Annotated in this window: 17 protein-coding genes; 11 read left to right on the top strand and 6 right to left on the bottom strand. The window is 58.1% G+C overall.

What is annotated here, in order from left to right; translation table 11 throughout:
- Positions 1–53 precede the first annotated feature (53 nt).
- Complete coding sequence (locus tag H7688_RS10215; protein WP_183360978.1) at positions 54–1,118, top strand: pyridoxal-phosphate-dependent aminotransferase family protein; 1,065 nt, start codon at positions 54–56, stop codon at positions 1,116–1,118.
- Between the two features lie 152 nt (positions 1,119–1,270).
- Here the strand turns inward: H7688_RS10215 and rd are convergent, their stop codons facing one another.
- Entirely contained in the window at positions 1,271–1,429 is a 159-nt protein-coding gene (gene rd, locus H7688_RS10220) for a rubredoxin (protein ID WP_183356539.1), read from the bottom strand.
- Between the two features lie 817 nt (positions 1,430–2,246).
- Here rd and H7688_RS10225 point away from each other — a divergent pair.
- The 9 genes from H7688_RS10225 (at position 2,247) to H7688_RS10265 (ending at position 10,968) form a co-directional block, all read left to right on the top strand.
- On the top strand, positions 2,247–4,112 hold the full coding sequence (locus H7688_RS10225; RefSeq protein ID WP_308470303.1) for a phosphoenolpyruvate carboxykinase (GTP): 1,866 nt from the start codon (positions 2,247–2,249) through the stop codon (positions 4,110–4,112).
- A 317-nt stretch (positions 4,113–4,429) separates the two neighbouring features.
- On the top strand, positions 4,430–4,624 hold the full coding sequence (locus H7688_RS10230; protein WP_183360980.1) for a hypothetical protein: 195 nt from the start codon (positions 4,430–4,432) through the stop codon (positions 4,622–4,624).
- Positions 4,625–4,948: 324 nt separating this feature from the next.
- Positions 4,949–5,992, top strand: a complete 1,044-nt coding sequence (locus H7688_RS10235) for a hydrogenase small subunit (RefSeq protein ID WP_443093452.1) — start codon at positions 4,949–4,951, stop codon at positions 5,990–5,992.
- On the top strand, positions 5,993–7,693 hold the full coding sequence (locus H7688_RS10240) for a nickel-dependent hydrogenase large subunit (RefSeq protein ID WP_183360982.1): 1,701 nt from the start codon (positions 5,993–5,995) through the stop codon (positions 7,691–7,693).
- A 10-nt stretch (positions 7,694–7,703) separates the two neighbouring features.
- A complete protein-coding gene (gene cybH / locus H7688_RS10245) occupies positions 7,704–8,360 on the top strand; it encodes a Ni/Fe-hydrogenase, b-type cytochrome subunit (protein ID WP_183360983.1) in 657 nt (218 codons plus the stop codon).
- The gene (locus H7688_RS10250; RefSeq protein ID WP_183360984.1) at positions 8,361–8,852 is read left to right on the top strand and encodes a HyaD/HybD family hydrogenase maturation endopeptidase; all 492 of its coding nucleotides are present in this window, start codon (positions 8,361–8,363) and stop codon (positions 8,850–8,852) included.
- Positions 8,853–9,155: 303 nt separating this feature from the next.
- Positions 9,156–9,467 (top strand): hypothetical protein, encoded by a 312-nt coding sequence (locus H7688_RS10255; RefSeq protein WP_183360985.1) that lies wholly within the window; start codon positions 9,156–9,158, stop codon positions 9,465–9,467.
- A gap of 219 nt (positions 9,468–9,686) precedes the next feature.
- On the top strand, positions 9,687–10,085 hold the full coding sequence (locus H7688_RS10260; RefSeq protein ID WP_183360986.1) for a Fur family transcriptional regulator: 399 nt from the start codon (positions 9,687–9,689) through the stop codon (positions 10,083–10,085).
- A gap of 382 nt (positions 10,086–10,467) precedes the next feature.
- The gene (locus tag H7688_RS10265; protein WP_183360987.1) at positions 10,468–10,968 is read left to right on the top strand and encodes a rubrerythrin family protein; all 501 of its coding nucleotides are present in this window, start codon (positions 10,468–10,470) and stop codon (positions 10,966–10,968) included.
- A 108-nt stretch (positions 10,969–11,076) separates the two neighbouring features.
- On the opposite strand, the gene H7688_RS10270 is transcribed toward H7688_RS10265, so the two are convergent.
- Positions 11,077–11,565: a hypothetical protein gene (locus tag H7688_RS10270; RefSeq protein ID WP_183360988.1), complete on the bottom strand. Its 489-nt coding sequence runs from the start codon at positions 11,563–11,565 to the stop codon at positions 11,077–11,079.
- Positions 11,566–12,053: 488 nt separating this feature from the next.
- Between H7688_RS10270 and H7688_RS10275 the strand changes: the two genes are divergently transcribed.
- Positions 12,054–13,340, top strand: coding sequence for a tyrosine-type recombinase/integrase (locus H7688_RS10275; RefSeq protein WP_183360989.1), 1,287 nt, complete (start codon positions 12,054–12,056; stop codon positions 13,338–13,340).
- Positions 13,341–13,493: 153 nt separating this feature from the next.
- Here H7688_RS10275 and H7688_RS10280 read toward each other — a convergent pair whose 3' ends face one another.
- From H7688_RS10280 to H7688_RS10295, 4 genes are all read right to left on the bottom strand, one after another.
- On the bottom strand, positions 13,494–13,736 hold the full coding sequence (locus H7688_RS10280) for a hypothetical protein (protein ID WP_183360990.1): 243 nt from the start codon (positions 13,734–13,736) through the stop codon (positions 13,494–13,496).
- Positions 13,737–13,807: 71 nt separating this feature from the next.
- Positions 13,808–14,665: a DUF2806 domain-containing protein gene (locus H7688_RS10285; RefSeq protein WP_183360991.1), complete on the bottom strand. Its 858-nt coding sequence runs from the start codon at positions 14,663–14,665 to the stop codon at positions 13,808–13,810.
- Positions 14,666–14,838: 173 nt separating this feature from the next.
- Positions 14,839–15,414, bottom strand: coding sequence for a DUF6037 family protein (locus H7688_RS10290; protein ID WP_183360992.1), 576 nt, complete (start codon positions 15,412–15,414; stop codon positions 14,839–14,841).
- Positions 15,415–15,463: 49 nt separating this feature from the next.
- Positions 15,464–15,988: a hypothetical protein gene (locus H7688_RS10295; protein ID WP_183360993.1), complete on the bottom strand. Its 525-nt coding sequence runs from the start codon at positions 15,986–15,988 to the stop codon at positions 15,464–15,466.
- Positions 15,989–16,031: the final 43 nt, after the last annotated feature.

The following is a 16,031-nucleotide window of genomic DNA, read 5'->3' on the forward strand; positions in this document are numbered from 1 at the left end:
CGTTCCGCCCTAAGCTGCCCCGGACCAATCTCACCGAAAACGGAGCCAGTAGAATGCACAAGAAGCTCTATATCCCCGGACCCATCGAAGTGAGCCCCGAAATCCTCAAAGCCATGGCGGCGCCCATGATCGGACACCGCATGCCGGAATACGCGCGCCTGCACCAGGGGGTCACCGACAAGCTCAAGAAGCTCATGAGCACCCAGGACCGGGTCTTTCTCTCCACCTCCAGCGCCTTCGGTGCCATGGAGGGTGCCGTCAGGAACCTGGTCGGCAAGCGCTGCGCCAACTTCTGCAACGGCGCCTTCTCGGACAAGTGGCACGGCGTGACCACCTCCTGCGGCAAGGAAGCCGACGCCATCAAGGTTCCCTGGGGCCAGCCGATCACCGCGGAACTGGTGGACCAGACCCTGGCGACCGGCAAGTACGATGCGATCACCCTGATCCACAACGAGACCTCGACCGGCGTCATGTCCCCGCTTACCGAGATCGCCCAGGTACTCAAGAAGTACCCCGACGTGGTCTCCATCGTGGACACCGTCTCCTCGATGAGCGCGCTCGACATCCCGCTTGCCGAGCTGGGGATCGACTGCTGCGTCTTCGGGGTCCAGAAGGCCTTCGCACTGCCGCCGGGACTCGCGGTCTTCACCGCCTCCGAACGCGCCCTGGCACGCGCCAAGAGCGTCCCCAACCGCGGTTACTATTTCGACTTCCTGGAGTTCGCCGCGGCCGACGAGAAGCACAACACCCCCTCCACCCCGTGCATCTCGCTCATCTACGCCATGGACGCGCAGCTGGACCGCATCTTCGTCGAGGGGCTCGAGGCGCGATTCGCCCGACACCGGGAGATGGCGCAGTACCTGCGCGGCTGGGTGAAGGAACAGGGCTTCGGCTTCTTCGCCGAGGAACCCTACCGCTCGCTCACCCTCACCTGCGCCACCAACGACCGCAACGTCGACCTGGCGGCGCTCAAGAAGGGACTCGGCGAGCGCGGCTACGCCTTCGACGACGGCTACGGCAAACTGAAAGGGCAGACCTTCCGCATCGCGCACATGGGCGACATGCAGATCGGGGATCTCAAGGAGATCACCGCACAGATCGAGGAACTGCTGAAATAAACCAGGTCACGGTGAGGTTGAGGTCGAGAGGCCTCAACCTCTTCGCATTTATATGGGGGTGGCTGCGGCCGCCCGCAGCGGGCAAAAGAAAAGGGACGGAAGTGATAACCTCCGTCCCTTTTCAACCGCAACCTCAACCTGCTTCACCTGCCCTACTCCGGCTCGAAGGCGTCCTTGCCCGCGCCGCAGACCGGGCAGACCCAGTCGTCCGGCAGGTCGGCGAAGGCCGTCCCCGGCGGGATCCCGTTGTCGGGGTCGCCGACGCTCGGATCATAGACGTATTGGCAGATGGTGCAGATATAAGGCTCCATTTCGGTATCCTCCTTGCGCTGTCCAGCAGCAGGTGCGTTGGCCGAGCGGCGCTGCCGGCTCGGGTGGAATAAAAAATCATCCCCGTTTTCCGTATACTGACAGTTTGAAACCCGGGTTCACTGACAAAGCTAAACGGTCCCTGACACTCTGTTTTTTCGGCAATTCGGGCACAAGTCTAGCAGACAGAGACGACGTGTCAATGAGCGCAGCCCCCGTAATTTAGACTTGATTTTAAAACCTGTTGTGTTACTTTGTCATAATTAAAATTTTTGGCTCAGGAGGGGAACGGCAGACGCTCAATGACAGAAACCGGTGTACGAGTTCTGAGATAACGTGGCGTAGTAGCAGAAAAACCACCTCGCCATGCCAGCACCCTGCACAGGCACATCCGAGCATATCGTCAAAGCGGCCGAGAGCTCCGGCCATCACTCCCGCCAATGACGATCCATCCAATCCCACATCCAGTGTCACAACGTTCACAGCTTCACCTAAGAGTACCGCACACGAAAACCATGTAGCCGGAGACAGCGTTTCCGGTTGAGACACAGCGCGCCCAACGACGGCTGAAGCCTTAGCCCGCCAGTAGCACCTGCCGATCTTCCGGACAACCTCCTTCTCCCTACCGACTGCACCTGCCGACAGCCACACCCCGGTCGCCCCTCGCGGCCGCCGGGGCGGAATCCGTCCGGCAGCTGTTTTTTTGCCGCCCAACGACGGCCGCGGCACCCGGACATCGCGACACCTGTGAGCTTCCTGAAGCACTTCGAAGTTACAGCTTGTAATAGATACTTTGAGTCCTAACAACACAAGGAGGGAATGAGCATGAGTTACGAGGTGAAGAACCAACAGCTGCTGGACTGGGTCAAGGAAGTGGCCGAGCTTTGCCAGCCCAAAGACATCTACTGGTGCGACGGCTCCGAAGAGGAGTACGACAGGCTGTGCGGCGAGCTGGTTGCAGCCGGCACCTTCCGGAAGCTTAACCCCGAGAAGCGCCCGAACAGCTACCTGGCCTGGTCCGATCCCGGCGACGTGGCCCGTGTCGAGGACCGTACCTTCATCTGCAGCCTGGCCAAGCAGGACGCCGGCCCGACCAACAACTGGGTGAACCCCAAGGAGATGAAGAAGACCCTGACCGGCCTGTTCAAAGGGTGCATGAAGGGGCGCACCATGTACGTGATCCCCTTCTCCATGGGTCCCTTGGGTTCCAACATCGCCAAGATCGGCGTTGAAATCTCCGACTCCGCCTACGTTGCGGTCAACATGAAAATCATGACCCGCATGGGCAAGAAGGTGATCGACGTCCTGGGTGATTCCGGCGAGTTCGTTCCCTGCCTGCACTCGGTGGGCGCGCCGCTCGAGCCGGGCCAGAAGGACGTCTCCTGGCCCTGCAACAAAGAGAAGTACATCGTGCACTTCCCCGAGGAACGCTCCATCTGGTCCTTCGGCTCGGGCTACGGCGGCAACGCCCTTCTGGGCAAGAAGTGCCTCGCGCTCAGGATCGCCTCCAAACTCGCCAAGGACGAGGGGTGGCTCGCCGAGCACATGCTGATCCTCGGGATCGAGAACCCCGAAGGCGAGAAGACCTACATCGGCGCCGCCTTCCCGAGCGCCTGCGGCAAGACCAACCTCGCCATGCTGGTACCCCCCAAGCACTTCCAGGAGAGCGGTTGGAAAGTCTCCACCGTAGGTGACGACATCGCCTGGATCAAGCCGGGTCCGGACGGCCAGCTCTACGCCATCAACCCGGAAGCGGGCTTCTTCGGCGTGGCGCCGGGCACCTCCTTCAAATCCAACCCCAACGCCATGCACTCCTGCGCCAAGAACTCCATCTTCACCAACGTGGCGCTCACCGAAGACGGCGACGTCTGGTGGGAAGGGATGGACTGGACCCCGGAGAAGTGCACCGACTGGCAGGGCAACGCGTGGACCAAGGGTTGCGGCCGTAACGCCGCCCACCCGAACTCCCGCTTCACCTCGCCGGCCAGCCAGTGCCCCTCTATCGACCCCGAGTGGGAGAACCCCAAAGGGGTGCCGATGCGCGCCTTCGTGTTCGGCGGCCGCCGCAACAACGTGATCCCGCTGGTCTACCAGGCCTTTAACTGGAGCTACGGCGTCTACCTCGCTGCCACCATGGGCTCGGAGACCACCGCGGCAGCCGTGGGCGCCGTGGGCAACGTGCGCCGCGACCCGTTCGCGATGCTGCCGTTCACCGGCTACCACATGGCCGACTACTTCAACCACTGGCTGCAGATCGGGCGCACCACCCCCAACCCGCCGCGCCTCTTCTCCGTCAACTGGTTCCGCAAGGACGCGGACGGCAAGTTCCTCTGGCCGGGCTTCGGCGAGAACATGCGCATCCTGAAGTGGATCGTGGAAAGGGCCCAGGGCAAGAGCGCGGGAGCAGCGGTCGAGAGCCCGCTGGGCTGGATGCCGCGCTACGAGGCGCTGGACTGGGAAGGCCTGGACGGCGTGGGCCGCGATCAGTTCAAGGAGCTCATGTCCATCGACCGCGACACCTGGAAGGAGGAGATCCTCTCCCACGAGGAGCTCTTCGTGAAGATGTACGACAGGCTCCCCAAGGAGTTCCTGCACATCCGCGAGCTGATCCTCTCCGGCCTGTGGCGCTCCCCGGAGCACTGGGAGCAGTTCACCCCGGAAGACGAGGAAGGCTACAACGACTAGTCGCAACAAGCTAGCAGCAAAAAAGGGCCCCGGTGTTCGCACCGGGGCCCTTTTGCGTTCCTAGGGGGCATCCCGCGGATGAGGGTGGGCAGGGGCGCTTAGCCATTCGCCCGGTGCGCCGGCAGGCGCGTAGGAAACCCAGATCCTGCCGGACGCCTGCTTCGGCCTCGGCCGCCCCGGCTGGGGACTGGGGGGATTTTGGGCCAGCACAGAAAAGGGAAGGTGAAATAAACACTCCCGTCTCCCCGGGCCGGTTGCGACACTGCGGGGCAACTGCTATCATTTGAATCAATGAAACTCTTACGTGAGGTGTGATCATGAAAGCTCTACACTCAGAGATCTGCGACACCACGGAACGCAAAGAGCAAAGGGTGAAGGTGAGAAACCGCAACTCCGGCGAGACCGGGCTTTCCTACGGCTGCACCATCGAAGGAGACACGGTGCAGGTGGAACTGCCGGACGGTTCGCTGGACAGCTGGCCCGAAGACGACTGTGAAATAATCGAGCAATAACGCCACACACCTGAAAACCGACTGACTGAGTCATAAAGGGGGCCCGATCGAGAGATCGGCCCTCTTTTTTTGTGCCAGCGCGCGAACCTCTCACACTTCCCGCTTGACAATAATTCATTTTTAGTAAAACAATGTTCTCAACTTCCCAACCGAGCATCCCCCACCCTGCCCTACCGCGCCAACCACCATCTTTGCCGACTCGGCAGAGATTTAGCACACTGCACGCCAAAGGAGGAGTCACCGATGGGAGACTCGACAAGGGAGACATCAACCGGTGCGGTAGAACATGTTTTTAGCGTATCAGAACTACTCGAAGAGAAGGGGGTGTCACGGCGGGACTTCATGAAGTTCTGCACCACGCTCTCGGCAGCCCTGGCGCTGCCGGCGGGTTTCGCACCACGCATCGCCCAGGCGCTCGACGAGGTGAAGCGCCCCACCCTGGTCTGGCTGGAGTTCCAGGACTGCGCCGGCGACACCGAGGCGCTTTTGCGCGCGGCCAACCCGACTGTCGCCGAGCTGATCCTGGACATCCTCTCGGTCGACTACCACGAGACGGTGATGGCGGCCGCCGGGTTTCAGGCCGAGGAGGCGCTCGCCAAGGTGGTGCGCGAGCAGAAAGGGAAGTACATAGCCATCGTGGAGGGTTCCATCCCCATGAAGGATGCCGGGGTCTACTGTTGCATCGCCGGGCGCAGCGCAGTGGACATCGCCCGCGAGGTCTGCGGCAACGCGCTCGCCACCGTGGCGGTCGGCACCTGCGCCTCCTACGGCGGGCTTCCTGCCGCCCGCCCGAACCCAACCGGCGCGGTCGGGGTAAGCCAGGCAGTCCCCGGGGCCAAGGTGGTGAACCTCCCGGGGTGCCCCTTGAACGCCGACAACCTGACCGCCACCGTGGTGCACTACCTGGTCTTCAACAAGCTGCCGGCAACCGATGCGCTCGGGCGCCCGCTCTTCGCCTACGGCAAGAGGATCCACGACAACTGCGAACGGCGCGCCCACTTCGACGCCGGCCAGTACGTGGAGAGCTGGGGGGACCCCGCCCACGCCAAGGGGCACTGCCTGTACAAGATGGGGTGCAAGGGGCCCGAGACCTACCACAACTGCCCGACGCAAAAGTTCAACGAGAAGACCTCCTGGCCGGTCGCCTCCGGGCACGGCTGCTGCGGCTGTTCCCAACCCCAGTTCTGGGACACCATGACACCCATCTACCACCGGCTCCCCAACGTTCCCGGCTTCGGCATTGAATCGAGCGCCGACAAGATCGGCATGGGGATAGCGGCGGGGACTGCCGTGGCCTTCGGGGCGCACGGCGTGGTGAGCGCGTTCAGAAAGGGCGACAGCGGCGAAGGCGCCAAGGAGGACCGCTAGATGAGCAAAATCGTCATTGACCCGATCACCAGGATCGAAGGGCACCTGCGCATCGAGGCAGCCCTGGACGGCAACACGGTTTCCGACGCCTGGAGCAGTTCCACCATGTTCCGCGGCGTGGAGACCATCCTCAAGGGGCGCGATCCGCGTGACGCCTGGTACTTCACCCAGCGTTTCTGCGGCGTCTGCACCACCGTGCACTCGATCGCCTCGGTACGCGCGGTGGAGAACGCCCTCAACATCAAGGTCCCGCCCAACGCCGAGTTGATCCGCAACATCATCATCGGCATCCAGAACGTGCAGGACCACGTGATCCATTTCTACCATCTGCACGCCCTGGACTGGGTCGATATCACCTCGGGGCTCAAGGCCGATCCGGTGAAGACCGCGGCACTGGCCGCCAGCATCTCCGAGTGGCCCCTGAACAGCCCGACCTACTTCAAGGAGGTGCAGGACAAGGTGAAAGCCTTCGTCGCCAAGGGGAGGCTCGGCCCCTTCGCCAACGCCTACTGGGGGCACCCCGCCTACAAGCTCCCCCCCGAGGCGAACCTGCTCGCCACCGCGCACTACCTCGAGGCCCTCGAGTGGCAAAAGGACATCATCCGGATCCACGCCATCCTGGGGAGCAAGAACCCGCACCCGCAGACCTTCCTGGTGGGCGGCATGTCGATCCCCATCGACCCGGATTCCCAGAACGCGCTCAACGCCGACAAGCTCATCGAGATCCGCCGGCTCTTGGCCCGCTCCAAGGAGTTCGTCGAGAAGGTCTACATCCCGGACCTGTTGGCGGTCGCCTCCTTCTATAAGGAGTGGGCGGCGATCGGCGCCGGGGTCGGCAACTACCTGAGCTACGGGGAGTACCCGGATCCGGTGAGCGGCAAGCAGTGGCTCCCCGCCGGGACGATCATCGGCAAGGAGCTCGGGCAGGTGCACCCGGTGAGCCACGAAAAAATCGCCGAGTATGTGGACCACTCCTGGTACCAGTACCAAGGGGGAGCCGGCCGGGGCCTGCACCCCTGGGAGGGGGAGACCGATCAGCGCTATACCGGGCCGATGCCCCCTTACCAGCACCTGGACACCGACCACAAGTACTCCTGGGTGAAGGCGCCGCGCTACCAGGAGCTCCCGATGGAGGTGGGCCCGCTGGCCCGGCTGCTGGTCGCGTATGCCTCCGGACAGAAGCAGGTGCAGGATGCGGTGAACGGGACCCTGAAGAAGCTGGGGGTAGGACCGGAGGCGCTCTTCTCGACCCTCGGCCGGACCGCCGCACGCGGCATCGACTGCCTGCTGGTCGCCGAGGCGCTCCCCACCTGGCTCGACCAGTTGGTGGACAACATCGGCAAGGGGGACCTGCGGGCGCATGCCGGAGAGAAGTGGGATCCGGCCAACTGGCCGGCACAAGCGGCCGGCTACGGCTGGCACGAGGCGCCACGCGGCGCGCTGGGGCACTGGATCAAGATCAAGGACGGCAAGATCGAGAACTACCAGGCGGTGGTCCCCTCGACCTGGAACGCGTCGCCGCGTGACGCCAAGGGACAGCGCGGGCCCTACGAGGCGGCCCTGATCGGCACCCCGCTCGCCGATCCCGCCAAGCCGCTGGAGATCCTGAGGACCATCCACTCCTTCGACCCCTGCCTCGCCTGTGCGGTCCACGTGCTCGACCACACCGGCAACGAGCTGGTTCGGGTCAAGGTGCTCTAGGAGGTGCGCCATGGCAAACCTGTACGAGAAATACGTCTGGGAAGTGCCGGTCCGGGTGACCCACTGGGTGAACGTGATCTGCATCGCCCTCTTGAGCTGCACCGGGCTCCTGATCGGCAATCCGAAACTTTTCACCCTGTCCACCTCGGACTACCTGATGGGCTGGATCCGCTTCGTCCACTTCGTGGCGGCCTACACCTTTACCGTCAGCGTGGTAAGCCGCCTTTACTGGTCGCTGATCGGCAACCGTTACGCCTCGTGGCGCGAGTTTCTCCCCTTTTCAAGCGCCGAAGGGCGCCGCGGGATGCTCGACACCTTGCGCTACTACACCTTCATTAGCCGCAAGGCGCCGCACGTGGTGGGGCACAATTCCCTCGCCGGCACCGCCTACTTCGTGGTATTTCTGCTCTACCTGACCATGATCGTCACCGGGTTCACCCTGTACTCGGAGCACGCCCCCCTGGGGGCAACGCACAAGCTGTTTGGCTGGCTCATGGTGATCTTCACCAACCAGGGGCTGCGCCTCACCCACCACCTGACCATGTGGTTTCTGATTGCGTTTGCCATCCACCACGTCTACAGCGCCTGGCTCATGGACGTGAAGGAGAAAGGGGGCGTCATGTCCAGCATCTTCAGCGGCTACAAGGCCGTGCGCAAAGAGGGGTAGATGGAAATTCTGGTGCTGGGGATCGGCAACCTGGTGATGAGCGACGACGGCATCGGCGTCCGGGTGGTGCAGTCGCTTGCCGAGCGCTACCGGTTTCCCGAGCAGGTTACCGTCTTGGACGGCGGGACGCTGGGGCTCGACCTGTTGCCCCAGATCGGCCAAGCCCGGCGGCTTGTTATCGTGGATGCGGTGGACACCGCTCAAGCCCCCGGGACGCTAGTTCGGCTCACCGGAGAAGATATCCCGCTGGCGCTCGAGACCAAGCTTTCGCCGCACCAGATGGGGCTCAAGGACCTGCTGACGGTCGCCTCGCTGGTGGGAGAGGTGCCGCAGGAGACCGTCCTTCTGGGTGTCCAGCCGCAATCGGTGGAGATGGCACTCGAGTTGACACCGCCAGTCCGGGCACAGCTCGAACCTCTGGTGGGCCGGGTGCTGGACGAACTGGCCTCCTGGGGGGTACATCCCGAACCGGCGTCCGAGTCCACGAAGTAGGCAAGCCCTGCAGATACGTTTCCCCCTCCTGCCGCTCCAGGCCGTCCCGATCCGGACGGCCTTTTTTTTGCCCGGCTCCCCTCTTGCCCCAAAAAGAGCAGACTATTCTACGCTGCCTGTGGAGTATCTTACGCCAGCAGGTTCCCCCAGCTCCGCACGTTTTATCAAAACCACCGAAATGACAACACATCTTGGCTTGGCACGGGACGTGATAAGTATCACATCATACGACGAGGCGGTTGCCACCACGCGATGGATTCAATCGCCGCCCAGACAAAACGACTCCCAAGGAGGCACCAAGACATGAAAAAAGCACTCACCGCACTTATGGCCATCGCCCTTTTCTCCGCAGTACCCGCGCTGGCAATGGAGCACACCGGCGAGCACGCCGCCCAGCACGATATGAGCAACATGGACTGCGCCAAGGAGTGCGACATGCTGCTCAAGAACTGCGCGCAGGACGTCGACACTCTGCAGTACAAGATCAAGAAGCTCCAGGCCGCCCTGAAACAGGAAGGTGCCGACCAGGCGCAACTCGACCGGGTAAAGGCGCTCAAGTTGAAACTGGAGGAGGCCCAGGCAACCTTGAGGGCGCTGGAAAAACCGGGCCACTGACCGTAGCCTCTCCCGCCCACAGCACAGGCCACCTAACGGGTGGCCTGTGCTGGCTCCCCCCTCCCCGAGTTTCCGTTCTGCCAATCCTCCCCCCCGGCACATCACCGCACCAGACAAAATGCCTTGACAACCTGACTGGCTGGCTGTATTTATCAATCCAATCAGGAACCATTCCTGATTAGGGAGGCCGCCATTAACGGTCCAGCCATCAAACAATCCATGCTCGAAGGGCTCAGGAAAAGCGGTTGCAAGCTGACACCCCAGCGACGCAGCATCATCGAGATCATCACCAGGGATCGCAGCCACCCCTCCGCGCTCGACATCTACCAAGCCTGCCGTGAGGAACATCCGAACATCAGCCTCTCCACCGTCTATGCAACGCTCGCAGTCCTTAAACGGTTGCGGCTGGTGAAGGAACTCGAGTTCGAAGGGGTGGACAACCGCTATGACCGCGACACCGACGACCACCTGAACCTCATCTGCACCCGCTGCGGCAAGATAGAGGACTTCTCGGACAGCTCGCTGGTCCCGCCGAACGTGGTAGAGCAGCACACCGGCTTCAAGGTGCACGACATACGCTTCGAGTACTACGGTCTCTGCAGCAACTGCAGCAGTTAACGCCCCACCGTTTCCGCCAGATCACTTTTTCGCGGTCGTAATCGTTTACCTTCGGCAGAGGGGACGGGCTCCACGAGGTGCCTGCCCCCTTAGCGTACGCGCTTACTACCTTAAAGCCCCAAGGGGAAAGGCATTTGGCGGAGGAAGTCCCCCTGTTCGGACGAACGGCGACAACGTATGTAATAGCCTGTTGAGTTGCACACCCGAGCCCCTGGTCCAAAAGGGATGGAAAGTTCTGCGTGCTATGAACTCACTCGGCAAAATTGGGGATTCAGTTGTCGGGAAGGGATGTCGATAAGAGGGCGAGGTTTCAGCTGCTGCAGTCATGACACTGTTAACACCAGGTGGATCACCCACCCATTTCCAAGGAGGTAGTAACTAGATGGCAACCAAAGAAAATCTCGCAGGTGCCTTTGCCGGCGAAAGCCAGGCCAACCGCAAGTATCTCGCATTCGCCAAGCAGGCAGAAAAAGACGGCTACCCCCAGGTCGCCAAACTTTTCCGCGCCGCGGCCCACGCCGAGACCGTTCATGCCCACGCCCACCTGCGCGCCATGGGCGGCATCAACAGCACCCTTGAAAACCTCAAGACTGCCGTTGCCGGCGAAGGGTTCGAATTCGAGACCATGTACCCGCCCTACCTCGCAGAGGCCCAGCAGGAAGGGAACAAACCGGCCGAAATCTCCTTCCGCAACGCGCTTGCCGTCGAGAAGGTGCACTACGACCTCTACAACGCGGCCCTTGAAGCAGTTCAGGGTGGCGGAGACCTGGCCAACCGTCCGGTCTACGTCTGCGAGATCTGCGGTCACACCGTGTACGACCAGGCGCAGGACAAGTGCGAGGTCTGCGGCGCGGTGAAGGATCGTTTCACCCTGATCGACTAGTCCGACTCTCTCGACTGCGCGGCCTGCGCCGCGGAATCCTCTCGAGTTACCACAAACAAAAACGGCGCCTGTAAAAGGGCGCCGTTCTTGTTTGCAACCGTCGCTGACTCAGCTGAGGTCGCCATTGCCTATGAGCAAGCTATGCAGTTCATTGATCCGGGAAACCGCAAGATCTCCTCGAGCTACATCAGTGAGATAGATTTCGCTCGTCTTGGCGAAGCGGTGACGGATGCGGACGGTATAGGACTTGAAAATCCAGCTGGAAAAATTGGCGTAGTAGACGGCCCCTTCGAGGTCGCGCCACTTCACCCCATAGCCTCCCCGGTTCCAGGGGAGGAAGCCGTAACTGACCCAGACTCCCGCACTGTCGTAGTACAGGTAGATGCTTTGCAAGGCCCGTACGCTGGACATCATGTGCACGGTGATGCCCAGGATAAACAAAGCCGCCAGATGTTGGGAAATAAGGGTGAGCACCGGCGCGACAAACAGGATGACCAGCAACGAAACAACAAACAGGGGCAGGTAGGCGGTCCAGGACTTTTTACCGATGATCTCGTAATCGGGTGAGGCAACGGTCGCTTGGATTTCCTGTGCCATGGCATCCCTCCTTTGAAGAACTGGCGTTTAAAAACATTAACAGCAGCACATCAAAATCCATGCCAGGCGCAACCGATCTGAATTAGAGCAATCCAAGAAATAGGGCGCCACTGCTTTGTTCACGAGCTGCGCACCAGGTGGTAAGTCGAAAGACCCCGCGAGGTAGCCTCTCTCATTGGGCGGGGACAAAAAAAGGCCGACACCCATGCGAGTGTCGGCCTTTTTCGATCTCCGGGAAGAGGAGAACTCTCCCGCATTTTTCTAGATGATCTTGTTGAGCGAGTACAAATTCCCCACCTTTTTACCCATTAGTACCCTTTAGCACACCTGTATATTTCTATTTAAATTTCGGGCACTTAAAGTTGACACCCCCCACCCCGACCTGCTACGATCTCATCAGGCTTAAGCAGGTTTTTTGGTTTTCTTCTTACTTATATCCTGCTTTTTGCGGCTTGAACAAAATGGTCCTGCTTAGCCGCGGAGGCGTTATGAATCACAGGATATCGTTCACCAAGAGGAACCTCGATCAGATCCCCTTTACCACCAAGGGGCAGGTCAGCTACTGGGACATCACCAACCCGGGTTTCGGCCTGGTGGTCGGGATCAGAACCAAGACGTTCGTGGTACAGGTAGACGTCAAGGATCCCAGCAGGCCCACGGGCTACCGAACGGTCAGGCACACCTTGGGGCGCTACGGAGAGATAACCCTGGAGGAGGCCCGCAAGCAGCTCCTCGGGCGCCAGGAAGAAGTCCACGGCAAGGTGGTGTTCATCCCCGGGAAGCGATTGGAACTCAAGACCAACGTGTTCCTCGTTGGCTCCGACATCACCCTCCACGACATGCTCCTGGCCTACTACACCGAGAAGCGCACCAAGACCGGCCACGACTACAAGCGCTCCACCGTCGATGGGGCCAACGCGATCATATTGAGGCTTTTCCCGACCTGGCTTCCCCTCACCCTACCGGAGATCGCCAACCTGAAGCCGGACACCATCATAAACCGCTACAAGCAGGTGGAGAACTCCTCTGGAGCCTTCGCGGCCCGCAACGCCTTCACCATCCTGAAGTCCATCGTCGGGTACGCCACCGTCAAGTATCCGGCAGTGTTCGACCGGAATCCCTTTGCTGTCCTCACCATGCCAGGCATGAACATCATGAAGCGGATCAACGCCCGCTCCGAGTGCCTGCAAGGAGGCGACTTCCAGCAGTTCTACCAGAGGATCCAGAGCTTCCACCCGGCAATCTTCGACTGCCTGCTCATCTGTCTGTACCACGGTTTGCGGCGCGCGGAGGCCGAAGGCCTGCGCTGGCAATACGTGAACCTGGAGAAACGAGAGATGCGGATCCCCGACACCAAGAACCGCCAGGCGCTCCACGTCCCCCTCTCCCAGCAGACCTGGGAGATCCTGAACCGCCGCAAGGAGCTCGCCGACGGCTGGAATCCTTACGTATTCCCCACGGTCCGGGACGACATTGGCAAGACCGGTCATGTGCAGTTATCACCCGCAACCCTCAGGGATCGCACCGGCCTGGAGATCACCGTGCACGCCCTGCGCCGCACCTTCATCACCATCGGTCGGCGGCTCAAGCTCCATGCCGACACCGATAAACTCACCAATCACATCGACTCGACAGTAGCAGGTAAATATTACGATGCCACCGGGGTGGACGACCTGAGGGAAGCCCTGCAGATGATAGACAACGAAATCGAGCGGATGATGCTGGAGGGGGTGGGGGCGAAGGTGGTACCACTGCCAAGCAGGAGAAACACATAGATTGGATGCGGTCTACGCCCGAAGGGGATTTTCCATGGTTTCCCCCGCCGCTTGGTTGGCTCTCGATCCTTTGTCTGATCTTGTCCTTCCGCTATCTTTGCCATCGGCTTAAGCCTCTACTTTTACTTACATCCGAACCCTTAGAACGTTTGATTAACCAACCCCGTCAGCTCCTTCGAGGAGGCGAAGGGACCATTTCCCGTCTGGAGCAACCTCTATCTCGTCACCATCATCAGTAACCACAAGCCAAGGGTGACCGACCTCTGTTGAAGACAAAGCAACAACAGAATTTCCTTCACCTTTGACTAAGCCTCTTATGCAAATCTGATCATTCTGGAGTTCGATCCGTTTTCCAGTGTAAACCTCAAGGTCACCATTCTTGGGATAAATCTTCATTGAAGTTCCTCGTGTTGCTGTCTTCCCCTCCCCCCCACCTGCTAGCGATGGCAAAATCGCCAACGGGTGCCTTAACCAAATGCAGAAGTCACGCCATAGCCTCTCTTTTTGTACTCGTCCATCATATACTTTAAAAAAGCCAAGTTGATTTCAGCCCCACAGATAGGAGCTAGCTGTTGTCCAGTTTTTGTAAGCACGACCCTACCGATTTCAAAACTATTATTTGATTCTGACAAAAGTTTAAAGACAATTGGTATACCAAAATACGATAGATTAATATTCTGTGGAAGATTATTAAGTGAAAAGGTTTGGATATTGTCAAACTTTATCAGTCCGAGTGAATCCAAATGATTTAAGCTAGAAAATGTAATACCCTGTTCTGTATAGATTGTAGAATTAGTATCAAGAATAATTGGAAAAGTGTCTCCACCAGCAATGGCAAAAGAACATAATTTTGAAAATAAGTGTGCATCAGTTTTTTCAAGTATTGAGACAAGTTCCAATGTTCTTTTGGAGTAACTCCCTGGTCTATTAGCCTCTCCAGCCAATAGCCGGGACCATAAACTTTGCATCTCAGAGCCAGAGACGTCTTTACACTTATCAAAAAAGTGAGCAATCCAGTCGTCATCTATATCTTGTGGATTCGCATCTTCTTTTAAATCTGCAGTCGCATTTCCTGTTATATTTTCTATGTTTTCTTGTCGTTTCCCCTCTTGGGTGAGGACCCTTACAAGAGCACGTCGCTGAATGTCAGACACCTCAACCTCAGCAAGTGCTTTAATTTTTCCTGCTTCAGCTTCAGCTTGAGCGATTCGCTTAATTTGGGTTGGCTGATATAAACATCCAATCGCGTTTGATATTTTTTCAATCAAAACTGTAGCTGGCTTAGAAATATCTCCCAAATTGATCAGCGAATTAGCATCGCTCATGCGTTGACCTCCTTTTTCTCGGTGCCGGCGTAACCACCCAGCATTTAACGATTTAGTTTCCTAGCTTTCAATGGTCACGGAAATTGCGCCCATTGGCGTCAAAAGTTTATCTACTCTATTGACAGATCTTCATCACCCAGTGCCCCCCTCGATCCCTCGTGGGCCATCAGGCCTTAATTATCCCAGGTCCTGCCTAAGTCGACGGTACTCCATTTTGATGAGGCATTATTTCTAAGACTGTGCTCAAGTGCGTTTAGCCCAAGCACTACACGAGTTTTTTGCTGGTTTTCTGGTGATGGCCCACGACCACTTTCATTGGACCAAGAAATCCAAGTATCAAAATATGGCCGATCTCGGTCCTCAGTAATATCGGGCCTCAACCGGATTATTTCAGCAGTAGACGGATTTCGCGTTATGGATGCTTGGATCGGAATTTTTCTATTAATTCCTTCAAGAAATTCCTTGGGAGCTAGAGTGTTTCCAGAGTTCGCACCGGTATTGAGAACTTCCGCTAATTCAGAATAAAACCCTGCAAAATATGGTTTTATCCAATAGCCTCGCTCAACTTGAAAAATGAAAAACTTTGGATTACTCCCGCGTGAGGTTAAAGAGAGTGTGTAGTTGGGTCTATCCCGTGTAGAGAACAGGCAGTCAAAACTAACACCGCCAGATGAGAGCTGGAATTGTTGAATCTCGCAGTTAATCCGCCTCATGCTTTGGTGCAACTGTTCAAGAGATGTCATTTTCATTTTGTCTGAACTCTCATTTTTGTGGTTTTAATATAGTCCCTCTTTATCGTCAGGTCGAGAAACCTGACCAAGCCCCATCCAGGTTAAACATGTTGAACCCTTGTTCGGTAGAAACCCATAGCTGAGTCCAGACGCCGTCAAAATCATATTCGAGCAAAACGTCATCAGTAGCCTTAACAGTAAAGTATTTAGGATTTCCTTCGAGATCATAAACTAGAGACACTATTTCATCCGCTGGAACAGTAAAGCTGGTGACATTGCCTTCTAAATCAAAAATGTACATACCGGGAATATTTGTCACCTTAAAAGGATTCACAGTAGAATTTCTAAAAGGATTCACGGTGCTATTTTTGAACGGGTTGAGTGTACAGTTCTTGTGAGGGTTAATGGTACTGTTCTTGAATGGATTTATCTGAGAGTTTTTGTGCGGATTTATCATACTGTTTTTGGCTGGGTTTAATATTGAGTTCTTCAATGGGTTAATGACGGAGTTCTTGGCAGGATTTATCATGGAGTTTTTAAAGGGATTGACCAGCGAATTACTGTATGGATTTCGCAATGCCGAAATCTTCATGATTGCTCCTCCTGCCAAAAAAAGTTAGCCGCAAACACCTCAA

Origin of the sequence: Geomonas limicola (assembly GCF_014193675.1) — a bacterium.
Lineage (GTDB): Bacteria > Desulfobacterota > Desulfuromonadia > Geobacterales > Geobacteraceae > Geomonas > Geomonas limicola.

Bases quoted from the DNA above. Each gene is read 5' to 3' on its own strand.
- H7688_RS10215 (WP_183360978.1), top strand. From the start codon at position 54: ATGCACAAGAAGCTCTATATCCCCGGACCCATCGAAGTGAGCCCCGAA.
- rd (WP_183356539.1), bottom strand. From the start codon at position 1,429: ATGGAGCCTTATATCTGCACCATCTGCCAATACGTCTATGATCCGAGC.
- H7688_RS10225 (WP_308470303.1), top strand. From the start codon at position 2,247: ATGAGCATGAGTTACGAGGTGAAGAACCAACAGCTGCTGGACTGGGTC.
- H7688_RS10230 (WP_183360980.1), top strand. From the start codon at position 4,430: ATGAAAGCTCTACACTCAGAGATCTGCGACACCACGGAACGCAAAGAG.
- H7688_RS10240 (WP_183360982.1), top strand. From the start codon at position 5,993: ATGAGCAAAATCGTCATTGACCCGATCACCAGGATCGAAGGGCACCTG.
- cybH (WP_183360983.1), top strand. From the start codon at position 7,704: ATGGCAAACCTGTACGAGAAATACGTCTGGGAAGTGCCGGTCCGGGTG.
- H7688_RS10250 (WP_183360984.1), top strand. From the start codon at position 8,361: ATGGAAATTCTGGTGCTGGGGATCGGCAACCTGGTGATGAGCGACGAC.
- H7688_RS10255 (WP_183360985.1), top strand. From the start codon at position 9,156: ATGAAAAAAGCACTCACCGCACTTATGGCCATCGCCCTTTTCTCCGCA.
- H7688_RS10260 (WP_183360986.1), top strand. From the start codon at position 9,687: ATGCTCGAAGGGCTCAGGAAAAGCGGTTGCAAGCTGACACCCCAGCGA.
- H7688_RS10265 (WP_183360987.1), top strand. From the start codon at position 10,468: ATGGCAACCAAAGAAAATCTCGCAGGTGCCTTTGCCGGCGAAAGCCAG.
- H7688_RS10270 (WP_183360988.1), bottom strand. From the start codon at position 11,565: ATGGCACAGGAAATCCAAGCGACCGTTGCCTCACCCGATTACGAGATC.
- H7688_RS10275 (WP_183360989.1), top strand. From the start codon at position 12,054: ATGAATCACAGGATATCGTTCACCAAGAGGAACCTCGATCAGATCCCC.
- H7688_RS10280 (WP_183360990.1), bottom strand. From the start codon at position 13,736: ATGAAGATTTATCCCAAGAATGGTGACCTTGAGGTTTACACTGGAAAA.
- H7688_RS10285 (WP_183360991.1), bottom strand. From the start codon at position 14,665: ATGAGCGATGCTAATTCGCTGATCAATTTGGGAGATATTTCTAAGCCA.
- H7688_RS10290 (WP_183360992.1), bottom strand. From the start codon at position 15,414: ATGAAAATGACATCTCTTGAACAGTTGCACCAAAGCATGAGGCGGATT.
- H7688_RS10295 (WP_183360993.1), bottom strand. From the start codon at position 15,988: ATGAAGATTTCGGCATTGCGAAATCCATACAGTAATTCGCTGGTCAAT.